Annotated in this window: 17 protein-coding genes; 5 read left to right on the top strand and 12 right to left on the bottom strand. The window is 62.7% G+C overall.

The window, feature by feature from the left end; translation table 11 throughout:
- Positions 1-105: 105 nt before the first annotated feature.
- Positions 106-1,107, top strand: coding sequence for a GDP-mannose 4,6-dehydratase (locus tag KF691_01650; protein ID MBX3388140.1), 1,002 nt, complete (start codon positions 106-108; stop codon positions 1,105-1,107).
- Between the two features lie 49 nt (positions 1,108-1,156).
- Here the strand turns inward: KF691_01650 and KF691_01645 are convergent, their stop codons facing one another.
- The 6 genes from KF691_01645 to KF691_01620 all read right to left on the bottom strand — a co-directional run bounded on the left by KF691_01645 (position 1,157) and on the right by KF691_01620 (position 8,408).
- On the bottom strand, positions 1,157-2,023 hold the full coding sequence (locus tag KF691_01645; protein ID MBX3388139.1) for a hypothetical protein: 867 nt from the start codon (positions 2,021-2,023) through the stop codon (positions 1,157-1,159).
- A gap of 93 nt (positions 2,024-2,116) precedes the next feature.
- Positions 2,117-4,306 carry a trypsin-like peptidase domain-containing protein gene (locus KF691_01640; GenBank protein ID MBX3388138.1) on the bottom strand — a complete coding sequence of 730 codons (2,190 nt, stop codon included), beginning with the start codon at positions 4,304-4,306 and terminating at the stop codon, positions 2,117-2,119.
- Positions 4,307-4,438: 132 nt separating this feature from the next.
- The gene (locus KF691_01635; GenBank protein ID MBX3388137.1) at positions 4,439-5,599 is read right to left on the bottom strand and encodes a 5-(carboxyamino)imidazole ribonucleotide synthase; all 1,161 of its coding nucleotides are present in this window, start codon (positions 5,597-5,599) and stop codon (positions 4,439-4,441) included.
- A gap of 109 nt (positions 5,600-5,708) precedes the next feature.
- Positions 5,709-6,251: a 5-(carboxyamino)imidazole ribonucleotide mutase gene (gene purE / locus KF691_01630; GenBank protein MBX3388136.1), complete on the bottom strand. Its 543-nt coding sequence runs from the start codon at positions 6,249-6,251 to the stop codon at positions 5,709-5,711.
- A 126-nt stretch (positions 6,252-6,377) separates the two neighbouring features.
- Entirely contained in the window at positions 6,378-6,680 is a 303-nt protein-coding gene (locus KF691_01625; protein ID MBX3388135.1) for a DUF167 domain-containing protein, read from the bottom strand.
- 54 nt (positions 6,681-6,734) lie between these two features.
- Positions 6,735-8,408 (bottom strand): hypothetical protein, encoded by a 1,674-nt coding sequence (locus tag KF691_01620; protein ID MBX3388134.1) that lies wholly within the window; start codon positions 8,406-8,408, stop codon positions 6,735-6,737.
- A 210-nt stretch (positions 8,409-8,618) separates the two neighbouring features.
- On the opposite strand from KF691_01620, the gene KF691_01615 reads away from it, so the two are divergent.
- From KF691_01615 to KF691_01605, 3 genes are all read left to right on the top strand, one after another.
- The gene (locus KF691_01615; protein ID MBX3388133.1) at positions 8,619-9,209 is read left to right on the top strand and encodes a PGPGW domain-containing protein; all 591 of its coding nucleotides are present in this window, start codon (positions 8,619-8,621) and stop codon (positions 9,207-9,209) included.
- A gap of 91 nt (positions 9,210-9,300) precedes the next feature.
- Positions 9,301-9,708 (top strand): hypothetical protein, encoded by a 408-nt coding sequence (locus tag KF691_01610; GenBank protein ID MBX3388132.1) that lies wholly within the window; start codon positions 9,301-9,303, stop codon positions 9,706-9,708.
- A gap of 15 nt (positions 9,709-9,723) precedes the next feature.
- Entirely contained in the window at positions 9,724-12,297 is a 2,574-nt protein-coding gene (locus KF691_01605; GenBank protein ID MBX3388131.1) for a DUF4132 domain-containing protein, read from the top strand.
- Between the two features lie 80 nt (positions 12,298-12,377).
- Here KF691_01605 and KF691_01600 read toward each other — a convergent pair whose 3' ends face one another.
- From KF691_01600 to KF691_01575, 6 genes are all read right to left on the bottom strand, one after another.
- Entirely contained in the window at positions 12,378-12,749 is a 372-nt protein-coding gene (locus tag KF691_01600; protein ID MBX3388130.1) for a DUF5615 family PIN-like protein, read from the bottom strand.
- A gap of 30 nt (positions 12,750-12,779) precedes the next feature.
- Positions 12,780-13,019: a DUF433 domain-containing protein gene (locus KF691_01595; GenBank protein MBX3388129.1), complete on the bottom strand. Its 240-nt coding sequence runs from the start codon at positions 13,017-13,019 to the stop codon at positions 12,780-12,782.
- A 9-nt stretch (positions 13,020-13,028) separates the two neighbouring features.
- Positions 13,029-13,325 carry a nucleotidyltransferase domain-containing protein gene (locus KF691_01590; protein MBX3388128.1) on the bottom strand — a complete coding sequence of 99 codons (297 nt, stop codon included), beginning with the start codon at positions 13,323-13,325 and terminating at the stop codon, positions 13,029-13,031.
- Between the two features lie 76 nt (positions 13,326-13,401).
- On the bottom strand, positions 13,402-14,523 hold the full coding sequence (locus KF691_01585) for a hypothetical protein (protein MBX3388127.1): 1,122 nt from the start codon (positions 14,521-14,523) through the stop codon (positions 13,402-13,404).
- A gap of 38 nt (positions 14,524-14,561) precedes the next feature.
- On the bottom strand, positions 14,562-16,004 hold the full coding sequence (gene nuoF / locus KF691_01580; GenBank protein MBX3388126.1) for an NADH-quinone oxidoreductase subunit NuoF: 1,443 nt from the start codon (positions 16,002-16,004) through the stop codon (positions 14,562-14,564).
- A 121-nt stretch (positions 16,005-16,125) separates the two neighbouring features.
- Positions 16,126-18,306, bottom strand: coding sequence for a fused MFS/spermidine synthase (locus KF691_01575; GenBank protein MBX3388125.1), 2,181 nt, complete (start codon positions 18,304-18,306; stop codon positions 16,126-16,128).
- Between the two features lie 92 nt (positions 18,307-18,398).
- Here KF691_01575 and KF691_01570 point away from each other — a divergent pair, with 92 nt between their 5' ends.
- Positions 18,399-19,136 (top strand): HAD hydrolase family protein, encoded by a 738-nt coding sequence (locus tag KF691_01570; GenBank protein ID MBX3388124.1) that lies wholly within the window; start codon positions 18,399-18,401, stop codon positions 19,134-19,136.
- Positions 19,137-19,138: the final 2 nt, after the last annotated feature.

Raw genomic sequence — 19,138 nt, 5'->3', positions numbered from 1 at the left:
TGAAGTTGCGAGTTTTGTCTTGACCGCGGGCCGCGGGTTGATCTCGCGATGAGCGACTTGTGTCTGGCGCTTGAAACCCGGAGGCCCTGATGCAAAGGTTGACGCGTGCGTGACCGACCGACACTGATCACCGGCGTGGCGGGCTTCATCGGATCGCACACGGCCGAAGCGCTTCTCCGCTCCGGCAGGCGCGTCGTCGGAATCGACAACTTCGATCCGTTCTATCCCGAGCGCCTCAAACGGCTCAACCTCGCCGAAGTCGAAGCAACCGCCGCGAAGCACGACGCCGGCTTCGAGTTCATTCCCTGTGACATCACCAATCAGAACGAAGTCGCTTTCTTGTTCGAGCGCACGAACCCCGGCGCGATCATCCATCTCGCCGCCAAGGCCGGCGTGCGCCCCAGCATCGCCGACCCCGCCGGTTACGCGCGAGTCAATGTCACCGGAACCAGCATCCTGCTCGATCAGTGCGCCAAGCACAACCTCGAGCGCGTTGTGATCGCCTCGTCCAGCTCGGTCTACGGAACGCTCGCGCCCGGCGAGAAATCGCGCCCGTTCCGCGAAGACGAGAACGTCGATCGGCCCATCAGCCCCTACGCCGCGACCAAGCGCGCCTGCGAACTCATCGGCTACACGCACCATCACCTGACGAAGCAGCCGGTGGCCATGCTCCGGTTCTTCACGGTCTTTGGCCCGCGCCAGCGCCCCGACCTCGCCATCCGGTCGTTCATGTCGAAGATCGCATCGGGCGAGCAGCTCACGCTCTTCGGCGATGGGACCTCCAGCCGCGACTACACCTTCGTCGCCGACACCGTCGGCGGCATTCTCAGCGCGCTCGACCGCATCCCCACTTTCGGCTACCGCATCTGGAACCTGGGCAACAGCAAACCCATCAAGCTCGACGAAATGGTCGATGCGATCGCAAAGGCCGTCGGCAAACCCGCCAAGATCGCTCGCGCGCCGATGCAGGCCGGCGATGTGCTCGCGACCTGGGCCGACCCGAAGCGCTCGCGCGAAGAACTCGGGTATGAGCCCAAGACCTCTTTCGAACAAGGCCTCGCGCGCCAGTGGGAATGGATGCAGCGAAACAAAGCCGAAACCAAATGAAAAAGGCCCGCACTCGCGGGCCTTTTCTTTCGTGTGCTTCGCGAGAGAATTACTTGTCTTCCTTCATCTCTTCCTTCTTCTCATCCGCGTCGGCCGCGGGCGCGGGCTCATCGACCGGCTTGCCGCTCGCCGCGGCTTCCTTCGCCTTTTTGATCGCGCTCGCGACATCTTCCGCCGGCAGAATCACTTCGCCCACGCCCCGCGAAGCGCCCATCATGCCCTGCTCAGCTTCCAGCTCTTCCTTGCTCGGGAGCTGAAGCACCGTCACGCCGACGACGGTCATATCGCTCGAGAAGATCGGCGTGCCCAGCCCGGCGCCGATGCGCTCGCTCGGAACAAACAGCCGCCGCGGCTTGGCGACGATCGCGCCCACTTCAAAGCTGTTGACGCTCGGCACGCGATCAAAGAACTTGCCCAGTCTTTCCATGCTGTAGAGCGTCTGACCCTGCACGGCCTTGCTCCCCGCGGAGAAGTCGATCGACGCGTACGGCTTGTCGGGCTTCTTGGAAATCTGCACCCACGCGAGATCGAGTTCGCTGTCGCGCGCGACGAGTTTGGCCTCGACGCCGTCGGTGTCCTCGCCCACCATGACCTTGATGTCCTTCGGCGTCATGCTCATGCCCTGCGCCATGAAGGATCGCATCGCCTCGGACACCCCGCCGAGCTGCAGGTTGCTCGCCATGACCATGCCGTCGGGCTCGATCATGACGCCGGCGATTTCGGTCTCTCGCTCCTCATCGCTGCCGCCCATGCTGATCTTCAGCACGAACTTGATCGTGACGATCGCCGGGCTCTTGGCCTCGGTGAGCTTGGCGAAGACCGGGTCAACGCCGGCGCGCGCGACCGACGCGGCACACGCGGCAAGCACTGCGAACGAAGCGAAGAGACTGCGGACACTTTTGAAGGAACCGAGCATGCGATACTCCAGAAGGAAGCGACGCAAATGGCCGCCTTCCCGTGCGAGGCCAATGGTAAGCCGCCGAATCTTCTGATCATCGCGAGCTGGTAACTACTTGGCGGGAGCGTCCTTCGCCCCATCGCTCTGCACCGTCGGCTTCCATTCCGGTTCGAGGTAGCGGTACATCGCCCGGTTGTCGCGCAGGATTCCCATCGTGACGCGCGCCGGTTGCTCCTTCGCGAGCCGCGCCATTGCTTTGCGATAGCCATCAAGATCCGTGATCGTCTCGCTCCATTCTTCGGCGCCGCTCGCGTCGCTCGGCACGCTGATGCGCTGGATCAGATCGCCCGAGCGAATCCCCGATGCGCCCGCCCAGCCGAGCGGCTCCGCCCCCGACACGATCACGCCGTCCACCGTCTGTTCCCAGCGGTTGTCGTCGCGATCGAAGAACGTGAGCTCGCGCACGGTAATCTCGAAATCCTTGTTCGTGTCGCGCCGCGCTTCTTCGGGCGAGAGCCGTGTGCGCTCGAGCGTCACCTTGATCTCTTCCGGAACCGGCTTCCCGTCGCTGCCCTTGCGCAGCACCTTGACCACCGCTTCGCCGTCGGTGTTCAGAGTCCGGATTTTCCGCTGAAGCGCACCGGTGTCCTGCATCCCCTTGACGGATGTCTTGTCTCCGTTGATCGCGATGATCACGTCGCCCACCTTCAGGTCGCTCTTCTCGGCGAGCGTTCCCGGATAGATGCGCGTGATCATGTGGCCGGTCTGGCTCTCGAGCCCCATCTCGCGCGCCAGGTCACGCAGCACCGGCTGCGTCGCGATGCCGATCCAGGCCTTCGGCAGTTCGCGCGGCGGGTCTTCCTTCTTATCCGGGCGCGGCTTGATCAATGTCGCCTGGCTCTTCCCGCGCCGATCGAACTCGATGAGCAGAAATTCCGGAATCTTCGATGCGGCCTCGGCGGGAGTGAGGTTCTTCGCGTCGTCCGGGTTCATGACCGACTTGTACGCCGCGATCGCCTCGTGCACGCTCTTCACCGGCTTGCCGCCAATGGTCTTGATGATGTCGCCGCCCTGCAGGGAAGGCTCGGAGAGATCGCCCGGGCTGCCGCCCTTCACGCCGGTGACGAACACGCCGTCGCGGTTCGTCAGGTGCAGATCCTCCGCGAGCTTCTCGGTGATCTCGGCGATGGTGACGCCCCACAATCGCAGCGCCGCACGGTCGCCGCGCTCTCGCAGCAGCTTCTTGGTCGTAATCGTCGCATCCTTCCGCTCGCCAGCGCGCACGTAGCCGACCTCGATCTGGCTCCCGACCGGCCGATCCGCAAAGCTCTTCACCAGCGGCGGAATCTCTTCGACGAAGCGCGCCGTCACCGGCTTCCCGTCGAGCTCAACGATGCGATCGCCCGCGCGAAGACCGGCCTCGTACGCCGGTGAATCCTCGATCACCACGTTCACGAGCACGCCGTCTTCGTAGCCGGTATCGCGGATGTTCTTGAGGCTCACGCCGATCCACGAGCGCACAACCTCGCCGTCCTTGATGATCGCATCCGCAACCTGGCGCGCCAGATTGCCCGGGCTCGCAAAGCCCATGTTGCTGCCGCCCAGCGTGTTGACGCCGACAATCTTTCCTTCGAGGTTCACGAGCGGGCCGCCCGAGTTGCCGGGGTTGATCGCGGCATCGTGCTGGATCCAGCGCGTGAAGATGCCGGTGCTCCCGGCTTCTCCCTGCATCTCCTCCACTTCTTCGCGCAGGAACCCGCTGGTGAAGACGCGCTCGTTGTTGCTGACGATGCCGAGCGTCACGCTCCGCGAGAGCGCGAACGGCGAACCCATCGCCATCACCGTGTCGCCGATCGCGAGCTTGTTCGAATCGCCGAATTCCGCGACCGCGAGCTCTGTCCCTTTGGGCAACTCATCCATGTTGATCTGCAGAATCGCAAGGTCCGTGAGCGGGTCTTCGCCGACGAGTTTCGCCGGCACGATCGTCCGATCTGCCAGGGTGATCTTGAATTTCTTGCCGTCGTTCACGACGTGCTGATTCGTGAGGATGTGACCCTGCTTGCTGATGATCGTGCCGCTGCCTGTCGCGCCGCCCTTGGATTCTTCGCCCCCCTCGAAGTTGGTCGTGACGACCGAGATGTTGACGAGCGCGGGAAACACTTTGTCGCGCGCCGTCTGCACCATCGCGCGGATCTCGTCGCGCAGCTCTTCGGGGCTCGGCGCTTCCGCGTACACGCTCTGCGCGGCGCCGGCAAAGAGCACGAGTGAAAGACCCGCCGCGCCAAACATTCCCATTCGCATGAAATCGCTTCCTTTTTACTGCACAATCACCGTTCGAGTCTAGCGATTCGGAGCGTGTCCGGGTTCGCGCGAACGCCGCTCCAATCGGCCTCTTTCATCGGTTTGTTCGCGACGTTGCCGCGAATCAGGGGATCAACCGATGATCGTGCCCGGCGTGCCGCGGAGCGCTTCGAGCCCCGAATCGACTTCGGCCCTCGAACCCACGAGGGTGATGTGCCCGAGCTTGCGCCCTTCGCGCGGCTCCTTGCCGTACATGTGGAGCGTCGCGCCCTTCACCCCCGCGATCTTCGCCCGGTCCGGCGCCTCGCCCACGATGTTCACCATCGCCGCGGCCGGATGAGTGAGCGCTGCCGAACCGAGCTCCATCCCACTGATCGCGCGGCAGTGATTCTCGAATTGACTCGTGCGCGCGCCCTCGATTGTCCAGTGTCCGCTGTTGTGCACGCGCGGCGCCATCTCGTTCGCGATCAGCGCTCGCCCTCCATCAGCGCGGCGAACCACAAAGAACTCGATCGTCATCACGCCAACGTAGTCGACACCACCGAGGAGCTTCGCCATCGCCGCGCGCGCCGCGAGCTCAAGCTCGGGTTCGATCTCCGCGCCCTCACCCGCGCGGCTCACCCGGAGGATTCCGCCCTTGTGTACGTTGGTCGGCATCGGATAAAACGCGATGCCATTGCCTCCGACATTGCCTGCATCCTTGCGGACTGCGCTGCCTGACGCGCTGCGGCACGCGATGAGTGACACTTCGCGTTCGAAGTCGACCAGCGCTTCGAGTATCAGGTCGCCCGCGCCGCCGAGTTTCTGCCACGCGGCATCGACATCTTCGCACGCGCGGATGAGGAACTGCCCCTTGCCGTCGTACCCCATGCGCCGGGTCTTGAGTATACACGAAACGCCGAGCGCGCCAACGGCGTCGCGCAGATCGGCGAGCGAGGAAATCGGCAGGTGGCGCGCCGGTGCGAGACCGATCTCAGAGAACGCCATCTTTTCGCTGAGACGATCCTGCGCGATCTCAAGGAGCGCGATGCCGGGACGCGTGGGTACGGAGCGCGAGAGCACCTGCACCGCGCTGCAAGGGACATTCTCGAATTCCCAGGTGACAATGTCGAGCTTGTGCGCGAAGCGTTTGAGTGCGTCGGTGCTGGTGAAATCGCCGACGATGAGATCGCCCGCAACTCTCGCGGGAGAATCGGCGATCGGATCGAGGAAGCGGAATGAGTGGCCGAGGCGCGCGCCGGCCTGGGCGATCATCATGCCGAGTTGCCCTGCGCCGAGTACACCGATCAGCATGAATCACCGGGGAAAGAAAACACGGAGGACCACAGAGAACCACGGAGAAAGGCACGGAGGAGAAGAGAAGAAGAGAAGAAGAGAAGAAGAGAAGAAGAGAAGAAAGACGCTACACGTTGCGGAGTTTTTTCACGTCGGGTTTGAGGTCTTTGGATTGCATGACGGACTTGGTTTGTGCAGCGCGCCGAGCGGCGAGCCGGCGGCGGGTTGCCGGATCGGCGGTCGCAATGATTGCCGCGGCGAGGAGGCCGGCGTTGATCGCGCCCGCTTTGCCAATGGCGAGCGTTCCGACGGGGATACCCGCGGGCATCTGCGCGATGGAGAGAAGCGAGTCGAGGCCTTTGAGTGCGCGGCTCTCGACCGGAACGCCGAGCACAGGGAGGGTCGTCTTGCTCGCAGTCATGCCGGGGAGGTGGGCGGCGCCGCCCGCGCCGGCGATGATGACCTTGATGCCGCGGATTTCGGCGCTCTGCGCGTAGGTGAACAACCAATCAGGCGTGCGGTGCGCCGAGACGACGAGGATCTCGTACGGGACGCGCAGTTCATCGAGCACATCGGCGGCGTGGCGCATGGTCTCGAGATCGCTCTTCGAGCCCATGATGATGCCGACGAGCGGCGCGGAACTCTTTCTTGAGAGTGGACGTTTCGCCATCGCGGGCGAGTTTAGCGGGGGAAAGACGGAAGAGAACGCGGAGAAGCGGAGGCTGCGTAGTTGCGCGGAGGAGAATTAAAGAAGGAGTCTGGGCGGACGGGACTGATCGCGGCTGCTCCGGCGGATTCAACTTTGATCCGCAAACTTTCTTAGCGCTTGGTGAGCCTGTTCGACGGTCAAGCTGTTGATGCGCACGGTTTTTTCGGGCGACGTCGCACCGGCGATGATGGAGACATCACGCGACTTCACGGCGAGCGTGCTGGCGAGGAGAGCGCAGACAGCCTTGTTGGCTTTGCCGCCTTCGGGCGCGGCGGCGACTTTGACTTTGAGCCGATCGCCGAGCACGCCGGCGATGGCATCGCGCGAGCTGCCGGGGACGACTTTGAGAAAAATCTCGCAACCGCCGCTTATCGATCGCGCGAAAGACATGGGCGAATCAATAGGCGGATGCCCAGTACCGAATCGGGATTCTTCTACCCGCGATCACTGCCTTCTCCCCGCCGTCATTTCTTCGATCTCGTTGCGGCGGAGAAAATCCGAGAGGCGCTGGCGGTCGGCGTCGTTGATCTGGCCGTCGGCGTTGAGGTCTTTGGGTGTCGCGTGCTGCGCACAGAGATCTTCGAGATCGATCTTGCCGTCGGCGTTGACGTCGTAGGCGGGGTTGAAGACGTCGCGCAGGATCTCGTTGGTGTCGTCGCCGGGCGGGAGCAGGAACGCGAGCGCACCGGGCAAGCGGGCGGACCACGCGGCCTCGTTGTGCTGCTGGCCGAAACCGACGACGTGGCGGAGCGTGCCTTCGATCGGGTAGCGCACGGGGTTGCCGCCAACGAACGCGTCGCGCAGGTTGACGGAGTTCCAGTAGTCGTCGTTGGATGTGCCGCTGTCGCCGTGATCCATGTAGATGCGGATGTCGCGAAAATTGGCGGCGGGTTTGACGCGGGCGAGGAAGTTGGTCGTCGTCCACCAGGCGCCGCTCATCGCGCCGATTTTCCCGAAGGTGCCCGTGAAATCCCAGCCGAGGTAGAGCGAGACGACGCCACCCATGCTCGAACCCATCGTGAGCGTGTCGGACGCGCCCGTCAGCGTGCGGTAGTGCGAATCGATGTAGGGCTTGAGTTCGTCGCGGAGGAAGCGGGCGTACTTGTCGGCCCAGCCGGCGCCGCTGCCGCTGATCGAATCGCCGGGAGGAAGATAATCCTTCAGCCGGTTGGCGGTGTTGTCGACGCCGACGACGATCGCCTCGCGGACTTTGCCTCCGTTGGTCTGGTTTTCAACCGTTGTCGCCATGTTCCAGCTGCCGAAGGGGCCGACCTCGAAGATGTTCTGCCCGTCGTGCATGTAGAGCACGGGATAGCGCCGGGTCGTGTGCTCGGCGTAACCGCGGGGCAGATAAACGCGATACGGGCGCGACTCGCTCAGGTTGGTCGAGAACATGCTCGGCGGCGCGCTCGCGAAGTAATCCCGCTTCGAGACGCTGACCGACGGCGCGGGCAGGTACGAAAAGACCTTCGCGTCCTGCACGAATGCCGCGTCGAGCTCGGTGTTGAAGTTTCCGAATGTCGGCACGCGATTGCCACCCTGCGAATCGGTGAGATAGAACTCGATTGATTTGCCGCCGACCCCCACGTTCCACGCGAACCAGATCTGCTCCTGCACGTTTCCGGTGCGGACGCGCCCGGGGCCGTAGCGCTCGAGCGGCTTCTGCTGGAAAGCGCCGGTATCCTGCCTCCACCAGAGAATCGGATTGGCGTGATCGGTCGTCCAAAGGATCGACTTGGTGGGCGGCGCGAGCGGCGCAGCGCTTGTGCTCGCGGCAATCACGCTTCCGATTTGCGTTCCGTTGGCGCTCTGGCTTGTCTGGCCCGGACCGTCGTTACGAAGGACGTAGCGATAGGTGTACGAGCGATTGGCGGGGAGGCTGATGGTGACGCGCCAGGTCGGGTAGGCCGAAGGGTCGAGCTTGACCGCGTAGCGCATGTCGGAGTTGCCGAGTTCGGGGAGGTCGCCGAGGACGAAGACCGACTGGCCGACTGTCGTGGTCTGAGTGATGCTGAAGACGACGTTCTGGCGAGGCGGAGCGCCGAAGGCGGAGGTCGCGAAAGATGCCGCGAGGATTGCTCCGACCAACGCGCACAGAACAAAGATGGGTTGCCGCATCACTCGATTCTCCTCACCCTAGATTAACCTGCACGGCGCGCGAACCACGCGGGTGCGGCGACCGTTTTGGAGTCCGAGAACCCCACAACGAACCCACCCCCTACTTTCACCCCGAACTACTCAACGCATCTCAAGCCACACCGATTCAGCCCAGCCCCACATCCACCACCCGCGGAAGACGACTTCCGCAATTCCGAGATAGAAGTGCGGATGTCTTTTCTGATCCTTCAAACAACACCGGTCAGGAAGCCCGTTGATATCCACACGCCGTCATTCTGGATCGCGGTCATTCTGCTGGCACTACTCGCGTGCCTGCTGATCTATGGGATCTTTGAGACGCGCATCCGAACAGCTTTGGCAGGCGGAGCCGCGGCGGTCGAGTTGCTGCGGAGAAACAGCAAGCGGCTGTGGATCCTGATCGCGGGGACGGCGGTGATCATTTTCGGGATCATCATCGCGCCGCTGCCGGGGCCGGGGCCGGTGATCCTGGTTCCGATCGGGCTGGGGATTCTGGCGACAGAGTTTGCGTGGGCGCGCAAGCTGCAACTGGAATTGCGGCGGCGTGCCTCGCCGTTTGAGAACGCAACGAGAAATGTGGCGAGCCGCACGCCGCGGTGGGTGGTCATCCCGGCGCTCTTGCTCTACTGGTGCATCCCCGCGGCGCTGACATCGTTCACGTTGCTGCACGCTGGGGCGATCTGGAGCGTGGCGGCGGCGTTCTTCGCGCCGTTTTTACTGTGGGCGTGGATGGTGTTCAGGGGACAGCGGGTTGCGAATGCGGCGGTTGCGCGGGCGGAATAGCGAATTGGTCTCGCCATCTTGGCGTGCGGAGTCCGGCCTTCTTTGCACAAGTTTGCTTTAGACAGTACGGCGCATTGTGTACACTCGCACAATGTCGGCAACACTCCAAGTTATTGATGAATCGACCGCAGGGGCCGTTACGAACAGACGGACGCTGGAATTCCCGACCGAGCGGGTGACGGTGCGCGAGATCATCCGTTCGCGGATTTACGAGGAAGTGCAGGATTACAACCGCGAGCGGCAGACCGCGAGCGGGGGCTATTTTCGCGGTCTGGTGCAGCCGAGCGAAGCGGAAGTGAGTCTGAACGGTGTCAAGCCGAAGCCGGGGCGCGACGTCGATTGGAAGCAGCAGTTCGAGAAAGCGTGCGAGGCGTATGAGCGCAACGGCTTTGTCGTGCTCGCGGGAGAGAAACAGACGGAAACGCTGGATGAGGTGGTCGAGTTGAAGCGGGTGTCGGAAGTGACGTTCTTGAAGCTTGTGCCGCTGGTGGGGGGATGACGTGTGTTGCCGCGAATGATTCGTCAGCTGATTGCTCCGAAAAGCGCCGAGGCAGAATCGCTACTACGGCTCATTGAAGAAGAGGCCGAATCCAAGCGAGCTTCCTACGGCTGCCGATTCGATTCATTTGACGTTTGCAAGACTCTCAAGTCCATTTCCGACGACGAGTTGGCTGCCGTGATCGTTCTCGCGCCCGATCGCGCCAATTTACTTATTGAAAAGTGGCGAAAGAATCGCACATCGTCTGACGACCCCGACTACTTCCGCCACCATGGTGTTGAACTCTTCACGCAGTGGGCGATGCGCCGCGGCAAGAACTGCACCGCCGCGTGGATCGATCGATTGTGCGCGATTCCCAAGCCCGGATCGCGGGAGTACTGCCCCGCGAGAACGGCGGTACGAGAGGGATTGTGGCGTTGGATCGAGCCTCATGCGGGGAAGTTGACCCCAAGCATGAACCGATATCTCGCTGAGATGCTGGAGGAATGGGAGCAGAGTCCCAAGTCCGATCACGACCGCAACGCAAGAGTTCGCAAGCTGCTCGGGCTGGAGGAAACTCCACCGATCGAGCCAGGCGAGGCGTGGTCGGATGCCGCACTCGTGTATCTCGAAAAGCAGACTCCGAATCAGCGTAGTGCGTGGATCCGATTGATGGCTGCTTGCGGCTCGACAAGTGGCTCGGCTCCTACTGCCAAATGGCTGAGGACTTGGGCCTCTCTGATCGACGAAATCGGACGACGCTCGTTTTTGGATGCACTGCTTGAATGGTTTCCGTTGGTCGACCGACCGCGAACTGCCCTGAGAGCTGAGGCATATCGCGAATTCCCGGCGGGGGGATATGCGATCGCCGACGGAAACCTCGAAGTCCTAAAGGGGTTGTGTTGGATTGCGGTACAGGTGCCTGATCAAACGCTCGCGCGGCGGCTCGGCGGTTTGGCGCTTTCGTGCTACAGACCCATTCCCGGCCTGGGCCCGCGCGCCACGAAGGTCGGCAATGCCGCCATCTGGGCGCTCAGCCAGATCCCCGGCCCCGACGCGCTCGGCCAGCTCGCGATACTGCGCGTCAAGGTCAAGTTCATCCCGGCGCAGAAGGCGATCGAGAAGGCGCTCAATGCCGCGGCGGCGCGCGCGGGGCTGCCGCGTGAGGAGATCGAAGAACTGGGCGTTCCGACCTACGGGCTTTCGGAGGTCGGCGTGCGGCGCGAGGAGCTGGGCGAGACGATCGTCGAGCTCTCGGCACACGACGGCGATGTGCCCTTGCGCTATTTCAAGAAGGATGCCGGCGGCAACAAGGGCAAGGAAGTCAAGAGTGTTCCGGCGAGCGTGAAGAAGGACTTTGCGCCGGAATTCAAGGAGCTCAAGGCCGCGGCGAAGGACCTCGGCTCGATGCTCTCGGCGCAGCGCGACCGCATCGACTCGATGTTTCTCGACGATCGCTCGTGGCCGATCGCGGCCTGGCGCGAGCGGTATCTCGATCATCCGGTGGTGGGCGTCGTGGCGCGGCGGCTGATCTGGAATGTCGCCGATGGCTCCCGGCGGATCGGCGTGATGCCGGGCCCGGAAGGGCTGGTCGGCTTTGATGAAAAGGCATGTGACTTTTCGGAGCGAGCAATCGTGCGGCTCTGGCATCCGGTCGAGGCGCCGACAGAGGAAACGCTGGCGTGGCGGCGCTTTGTCGAGGACCGGCGGATCCGCCAGCCCTTCAAGCAGGCGCACCGCGAGGTGTACCTGCTCACCGATGCCGAGAGGCGAACCGAGACGTACTCCAATCGGTTCGCGGCGCACATCGTGCGGCAGCACCAGTTCAAGGCTTTGTGCGACCAGCGGAACTGGCGTCACAAGCTGCGCCTGATGGTGGACGCGGAGTATCCGCCGCCGAGCCGGACCATCCGGGCGCACGGGCTGCGCGCGGAGTTCTGGGTCGAGCCGGTCGGCGACGACTTTGGAACCGATACGAACGAGTCGGGGGCGTATCTGCATCTTGCGACGGATCAGGTGCGCTTCTACCGGATGGAGGCTGCGCCGAACTCCGTGCACGCGGCCGGCGGCGCGTACGCCATGACGGCTGAGGCGGGCAACGCGACCAATATGCCGCTGCGCTTGGATTCGATTCCGGCGCTGGTGCTGAGCGAAGTCCTGCGCGATTGCGATCTCTTTGTCGGCGTGACGAGCGTCGGGAACAACCCGCAGTGGAACGACGGCGGACCGAACCAGCAGTTCCGCGACTATTGGCAGAATTACTCCTTCGGCGAGCTCTCGGCCACCGCGGAGACCCGGCGCGATCTGCTTTCACGCCTTGTGCCCCGCCTGAAGATCGCCGATCGGTGCGCGCTCACGGACAAGTTTCTCACCGTCCGGGGCAGCCTCCGCACGTACAAGATTCACCTGGGCAGCGGCAACATCCTGATGGAACCGAACGATCAGTACCTCTGCATCGTGCCGACCTCGCGGAACGAACTTGGTTCGAGCGACGTCTTCCTGCCATTCGAGGGCGACCGCACCCTGTCGATCATCCTCAGCAAAGCGTTCATGCTCGCGGATGATGCGAGAATCTCGGATTTGACGATCACGAGGCAGATTAAATCGTGAGTATCGAGCGTTTCAACGGTCGCGAGGTGGTGTCGCCGCACATGATGACAACGGACAGGCCGCGGCTCGCAACCAAGTCGTTATCCGCCGCGGATCGGCAGGCGGGCGACACGGATCGAGTCGGCATCAACCACAACAATCGACGTTGCGATCGCATTCTCCGAAACTTCCGCAAGAACGCGCCGAAGCAGCGCAAGCATCTCGGAGTCCGAGATATTCCCGGCTCGGAAAAGGATGAGACCGGGCTGGTCCTGCCCGCTGAGAGCGATCAGGCGGGAAAAGTCCAAGTCTGCCGTCACAAGGTTCCGTTGCTCGGACCGGGCAAGGTCGAGAATCGCGGTGTCCGTGGCGGCCGACATGCCCCGATCGCGGACATGCTGCGCATCATGGCCGATGCTCCGCAGCCATTCGGCGAGAATCGGGCTGACCGGTTGATCCACGAGGAATCGCATGGTTCGGCTGGAGTACGAGCGAACCGCGCGTCAGGCGGATTTCAAAAGAATGACCCGGTCATCCGCCAGTGCCGCGGCGAACGCGATCGCGGCGCGGATGTCTTCCAATTCGAGATCGGGGTGTCCGGCAAGAATCTGCTCCTCGGTCTGACCGGAAGCGAGAAGTCCGAGCAATCGCGAAACGGGAAAGCGCAGCCCGCGGATGCAGGGCTTCCCGCCCATGACGTTTGGATCGATCGTGATCCGTGGATGGCTTCCGATTCCGCTCATGTCATTATTCTAAGCGGCGTACAGCAACTTCCGCGCGGCGAGTATTGAGGCGGCCCGGAACGGGTTGCGCAGCACGCCGACGGAAAGCAGGTCTACTTCGCGTCCGAAGATATCGCGGAGTTCGTCGGTCATTGCGGGCCAATCCCACGTGGAGGTTGTGGAGTCGGGGAGGAATCTCACCAGAATGTCGATGTCGCTCTGGGCGATCGCGGTGTCTTTGGCAACCGAACCGAATAGCCACAATTCGGCGACGCCGTAGCGGCGGCAGAATGCCGCGAGTCGATCGTCTTTGGTCGCGTTCGACATAATGGATTCTAGGGATCTGAATCTCGGCTCTTCACCAGCAATCTCTTTGACAGCTGAATCTGAGCTTCGCGCGAAGCTATTTTGCGCTTTCAGAAATCCGACGCTTGGATTCGGCGAGCGCTTCCCTTGCTGACTGCGACAACTGAAGCGTGGGAACGACCGGACCGATGACGCACCTGGCCACTTGCGTCTGGTCCGATGCGATCTGTGTCGAGAGCGTTCTCACCGAGTCGATGTTTTCAGCCCGGATCGCAACTGCAAGAGGAGAAACGAGTTTCTCCGCCTCATCAATCGCGGCGCTCAGCTGCTCTTTCGTGAGGCCGCTTGCCTTCTCTGCGAAGTCCTTCTCCGGCACAAGCCCTTGAATTTCTCGCCATACTTCCGCTGCCTTCGCATCGAACCTGCTCAGGTCGGAAACAGCGCCAGCAAACACGCCGTACGTGCGCAAATACTCTGCGTAGCGCTTCGCCCCATCCTCACCCAGAAACTCCTGGCGAAACCACCGCACGTTGTTCTGTGCCGCATCCTCCCAACCCCGCAGCAGACCACCCGGATCGCTCGCCTCGATCTCGGCCATCGCCGACTGAAGCCTTGCCTTCGCATCGCTTGACAGCGCTTTGTCCATGCCGTCATCGAGCATGGCGTTCAGGTGCTTGCTGTTGCGAACGACGAGTCCAACAGCGATCACCGGTGAATTCGAGTCTTCTCGCTGAACCCAAAGCCACTGCGCAAATCGGAAAACCGCACCGATTCGATCCGCCGCCGCGTCTGCCTCGGCGTTCTCCCATTTCCACGAGGCGTCCGCAGAAAGCAGTCGCTCGAAATTCTGAATCCAGGCGCGGGGATACTCCATGTGAGCATTCGGGCTCTCGTCCGAGTCGGACGGCGGCGACCCAAACTGCTCGGGAATCCGCGCCGCGACGCGAATCATCTCCTCGATCGTCGGTTGAATCTCCGCCAGGTACTTGGTCAGATCTTGCTTGTTTCCAAACCCCAGAGAGTCTTCTCCGAGTTTGAGTTTGGGCTCCAATGGATACACGTTGACCAGCGGTTTCATCCGCTCACGATCGAGCGATTTCCAGATCCTTGCGAGTTCCTCGATTGCGGTTTTATCGGTTGCGGGATGATTCATTGCCGCAACCTGCCGCTCGGGAGGATCGAAGGCCAGCGCGAATTGCAACGCAAGGGTGCCGGACACGCATCCAAGCAATGCGCACCACCTGGCACGCTTCATACTTACCTCGCCCCCGCGCCCACCGTCATCTTCACGGGCACAAACGTGGGCTTTACGCGCTTCTCGAACTCGTCGCGGTACTTGTTCATGATCGTGCGCACGGCCCAGTTGTTGCCGTCGGCGAGGCCGCAGATCGTCGTACCCGGCATGCTGCCCATGCTGGTCGCGATCTCGAGCGCGAGGTCGAGGTCTTTGGTGCGGCCGTTGCCTTCTTCGATGCGCATCAGGAGCTGGTAGAGCCAGCCGCTGCCCTCGCGGCAGGGCGTGCACTGGCCGCACGATTCGTGCTTGAAGAAGCGGGCGATGTTGCGGGCGACGGCGACCATGTCGGTGTCTTCGTCGAAGACGGTCGGGCAGGCCGTGCCCAGACCCAGCACGTTGTACTTGCGGCCGATGTCGAAATCCATCTCGGCGTCGATCTGGTCCGGGCCGAGGATGCCCATGCTGATGCCGCCGGCGATCGCGCCCTTGAACTTCTTGCCGCTGCGCATGCCGGCGCAGAGATTGGGGTCTTCGATGATCTGGCGGAGCGTCGTGCCGAGTTCGAGCTCGAAGACGCCGGGGCGGTTGACGTGGCCGCTCACGCCCATCAACTTCGTGCCGTGGCTCGGGGGCGTGTTGGGGAACTTGCTGACGGTCCCCTGCTTCATGAACCATTCAGCGCCGTGGTGGATGATGCTGGGCAGGTGCGCCAAAGTCTCGACGTTGTTGATGATCGTCGGCTTGCCGAAGAGGCCTTTGATCGCGGGGAACGGGGGCTTGATGCGGGGCCAGCCGCGCTTGCCTTCGAGCGCTTCGAGCAAGCCGGTCTCTTCGCCGCAGATGTAGGCGCCGGCGCCGCGATGCACGTGGCACTCGACTTTGAAGGAGCCGCCCCGCGCGGTTTGAGCACCGGCCAGAAGGCCGGTGCCACCAAAGATGCCGTTGGCGTACGCCTCCTTGATGGCATTCTCGAGGACTTTCGCCTGATGGTGATACTCGCCCCGGATGAAGATGTACGCGGTGCCGATGCGGCAGGCGTAGCAGCAGATCGCGATGCCCTCGAGCATCAGGTGCGGATCGAAATCCATGAGCAGGCGGTCTTTGAACGTGCCAGGCTCGGATTCGTCGGCGTTGACGGCGAGATAGCGCACGCCGGGGTCGTCTTCCTGCCCGGCGTCGTTGGTTTTGAGCTTCGGGAGGAACGTCCACTTGAGGCCGGTGGGGAAGCCCGCGCCACCCCGCCCGCGCAGGACACTTTTCTTCACTTCCTCTGTCACCGCGTCCGGCTTCATGGAGATCGCTTTGCGCAGCGCTTCGTAGCCGGCTCCATGCGGGCCGGGCTTGATGTATTCCTCGTAGCTGACGATGTGGCGGCCCTTGGGGTCGGCGTAGGGCCAGCTCGGGATGCGCTGGGTGAGGACGGGCGCGCTGAGATTCGGGTTGATCTGGGGGAAGGAGGCCATAGAGAACGAGTGTAGGAGTTTGGGCTCCCGGCTCGCGGAATGCGACGGACCCTTCGCTCCGCATGATTTGGTCGGTTCGCCGGCGGGCAGACGAAGACGATTCACGACAATCCGCCCGTCGCTACCTCCAGGGCACGTCGAAAATGCTCGAGTACGAGTCGGTCCAAACCCGTTGCTTGGGATCGAGATAGGCGGCAAACCACTCGGGGCGCCCCAGCAGCAACTTGAGCGTGTCGGTCGACTTGCTGAGCGCCAGCCACGTTGAATCTCTCCGCATTCTTTTGGCGTTTGGCTCCTTCATCAGGTCCTCCCGGATGACACACGGCAGATCCGCACGCCCGCCGGTGTGAAGCACCATCACGCCCAGATCGAAGTATCGATTCGAGGCGTGAACGGCGAGGATGCCGTCCGGGGCGAGACGCTTCTTGTACATTTGCATGGCTTCAACGGTGAGCAAATGAACAGGGATCGAGTCGGAACTGAAAGCATCGAGAATGATCAGGTCGAATTCCTGGTCTGATGTGGCGAGCCCCATCCGGCCATCACCGATGATGATCTTCACCGTTGCGCCCCTGGCCCTTGCCTGGGAGATGTAGGTGAACATCGACTCGTCTTCTGCGATTCTGCGGACCAGCGGGTCGATCTCAAAGAACGTGATCTCGTCTCCGGGGACGGCGTATGCCGCGATCGTGCCGGCTCCGAGGCCCACACCGGCGATACGCATCGGTCTTCCGCCGCGCCGATCGACGGCGAAGATATCTCCGAGCGGGCCGAGCGGGTGGTAGTAGGAAGTCGGGATCTCCGCGAGATCAGGACTGACAAACTGCTCTCCGTGAAGGGTCGAGCCGTGAGCAATCTGCACACGGCGCGGATCGCGAAGAACGGTGTAGACCCCGAAGAAGGATCGCCCCGCAAAGACGGTCATTTTTCGGTTGATGCCGGCGAAATCGGTGACGAGGATCGCCGCGAGCAGAATCCCAGCGACGCGATAGTTGCCGCCGCCTCTTGGGAATAGCGCGGCGAGCAGAGCGGTGCCGGTGATGAGCGCGCCGTAAACCAACTTGGAGTCCCGCGTCGCGAATTTCACGGCGAATACCCAACCCAGAGCGACAACGAAGAGCGCCGCCGCCCCCGATGCCAATGCGTGTTTCCAGCGGGATTGGCGCAGCGATGCCGCGGAGGGTGCGATCAGCACGAGGCACGCGGCGATGGAGAGCGGATATTCAAAGAAGGACCGGAACAACTCGGGTGCGATGATCGCGTTGAAGACTCCACCGAGCGCGCCGCCGATCGCGGCGAGCAGATAGAACTCGGTCAATCGCGAGACGTCGGGACGGGTCTCGTAGAGGCGGCGATGGCAGGCGTAGGCGCAGGTCGCCAGCACCGCAAAGTGCGCACCGATTATCCAGAGCAGGGGCCACTTGATATCGCCCATGGAATTGAAGAGCACGGCGAGCACAGCAATGACGGCAAGCGTTGTCGTGGCGCTCGAACTGACTTTGAATCTGTTCGAGAATGCGAGCGTGAATGTCAACAGGTAGATGGAAAGCGGCGCGATCCAGAGCAGCGGGACGGCGGCGACGTCCATGGTGATGGCCGCGGTCACGCCGAGCGAAAGGCTCGAGGGTGCCGCGGCGAGTGCGATCCACAAGAACCGCTTCGACCACGTGACCGGCGCTGCCGCGACTATTTCGGGCACGGGCCCTTGGCTCTCCCGTTTTCGTCGGATCGCCATCAACCCGGAAAGCAGCACGAGCACGACAAGTACGCAGTAGCCGACAGTCCATACCTCGCCCTGGCCGTCGAGCGCGAAGGTCGGTTCGATCAGAAAGGGAAAACAGAGCAGGCCCACAAAGCTGCCGGCGTTGCTCGCCGCGTAAAGGAAGTACGGGTCTTTCGCCCGGGGATCGTCGGTCGCGCCGAACCAGCTCTGGAGCAGCGGGCCGGTGGTTGCCGCGGCGAAATACGGAAGGCCCGCGATCACTGTGAGCGTCGCGAGCAACCACCCCGTGGGGGTCATGCCGGAAAAAAGCCGGTCCGGAAGACCGATCGGGAGCGCGGCGACGACGCAGGCGAGCACCGCGCCGTGCACGAGGAACTGCGCCGTCAGCGGCAGTTTGCGTGTCAGGATGTGCGAGTACAGATACCCCAGGATGAGCATCGTCTGGAAGAACATCATCGCCGTGTTCCAGACGTTCGGCGAACCGCCCAGAATCGGGAGCACGAGCTTGGCCGCCATCGGCTGTATCAGAAACAACAGCGCGGCGGAAATAAAGATCGCAACTCCAAACACTCGGATCATGCTCGCGAGACTATCAGGTCCGGCGCGCGCAAGGTCGGTGCCGTCGCGCAAGCGAGAGGGGCGAATCCCTATTCTCGTGCGGAGAGTTCACGATGCGTTTCGACGCGATCATTTGCGATATCGACGGTTGTCTGGGCCCCGAGAGTCATCATCCCCTTGATGCGGCATCGCTCGCGCGACTGGCGGAGCACAATCGACGCGCGATCGGATCGCGGGATGTGCCCGTGGTGGCGCTGGCGAGCGGGAGGCCGTTTCCATTTGTCGAGTGCCTCTGCCGCCTGATGACCAACACGGCGGTCCCGTGCATCGCGGAGAACGGGGTGTGGCTCTACGACCCGGCACAGGGCGACTTCGTCATCGATCCGAACGTCACCTCACAAGACCTTTTCTCCGTGGGCGCTCTTTCGCAGTGGATTCTGCGGGAGCTGGCACCCAATGGGGTGGTGATGCAGCCGGGGAAAACGGCGAGCATCTCGATCTATCACCCGGACACGGACTATTTGATGTCGCTGATGCCGCGGATCGCGGAAGTCTCGAAGTCGAGCGGCTGGCCGATCCGCGTGAGCCGGACGGTGCGTTGGATCAATCTCGATCTCGCGCACGTGAGCAAGGCGACGGGGATCGAGCGGCTGATCGCACGCTCCGGGCTTCGGAAAGAAAGGCTTGCGGGCGTCGGCGACTCTCTTTCCGATCTCGCGATCGCGGAACGGGTCGCGTTCTTCGCGTGTCCGTCGAACGCGGACGAAAAGCTCAAGCCGCACGCGCAGTATGTTTCGCCGAAAGAGGAAATCGAGGGCGTGCTCGATATCGTGCGCCATGTGAGCGGCTGAGC

The organism is Phycisphaeraceae bacterium (assembly GCA_019636555.1).
In the GTDB taxonomy this organism is placed as follows: domain Bacteria; phylum Planctomycetota; class Phycisphaerae; order Phycisphaerales; family UBA1924; genus JAFEBO01.
The sequence above is the reverse complement of the archived record's forward strand: the minus strand, read 5'-3'. Positions and strand labels throughout refer to the sequence as shown.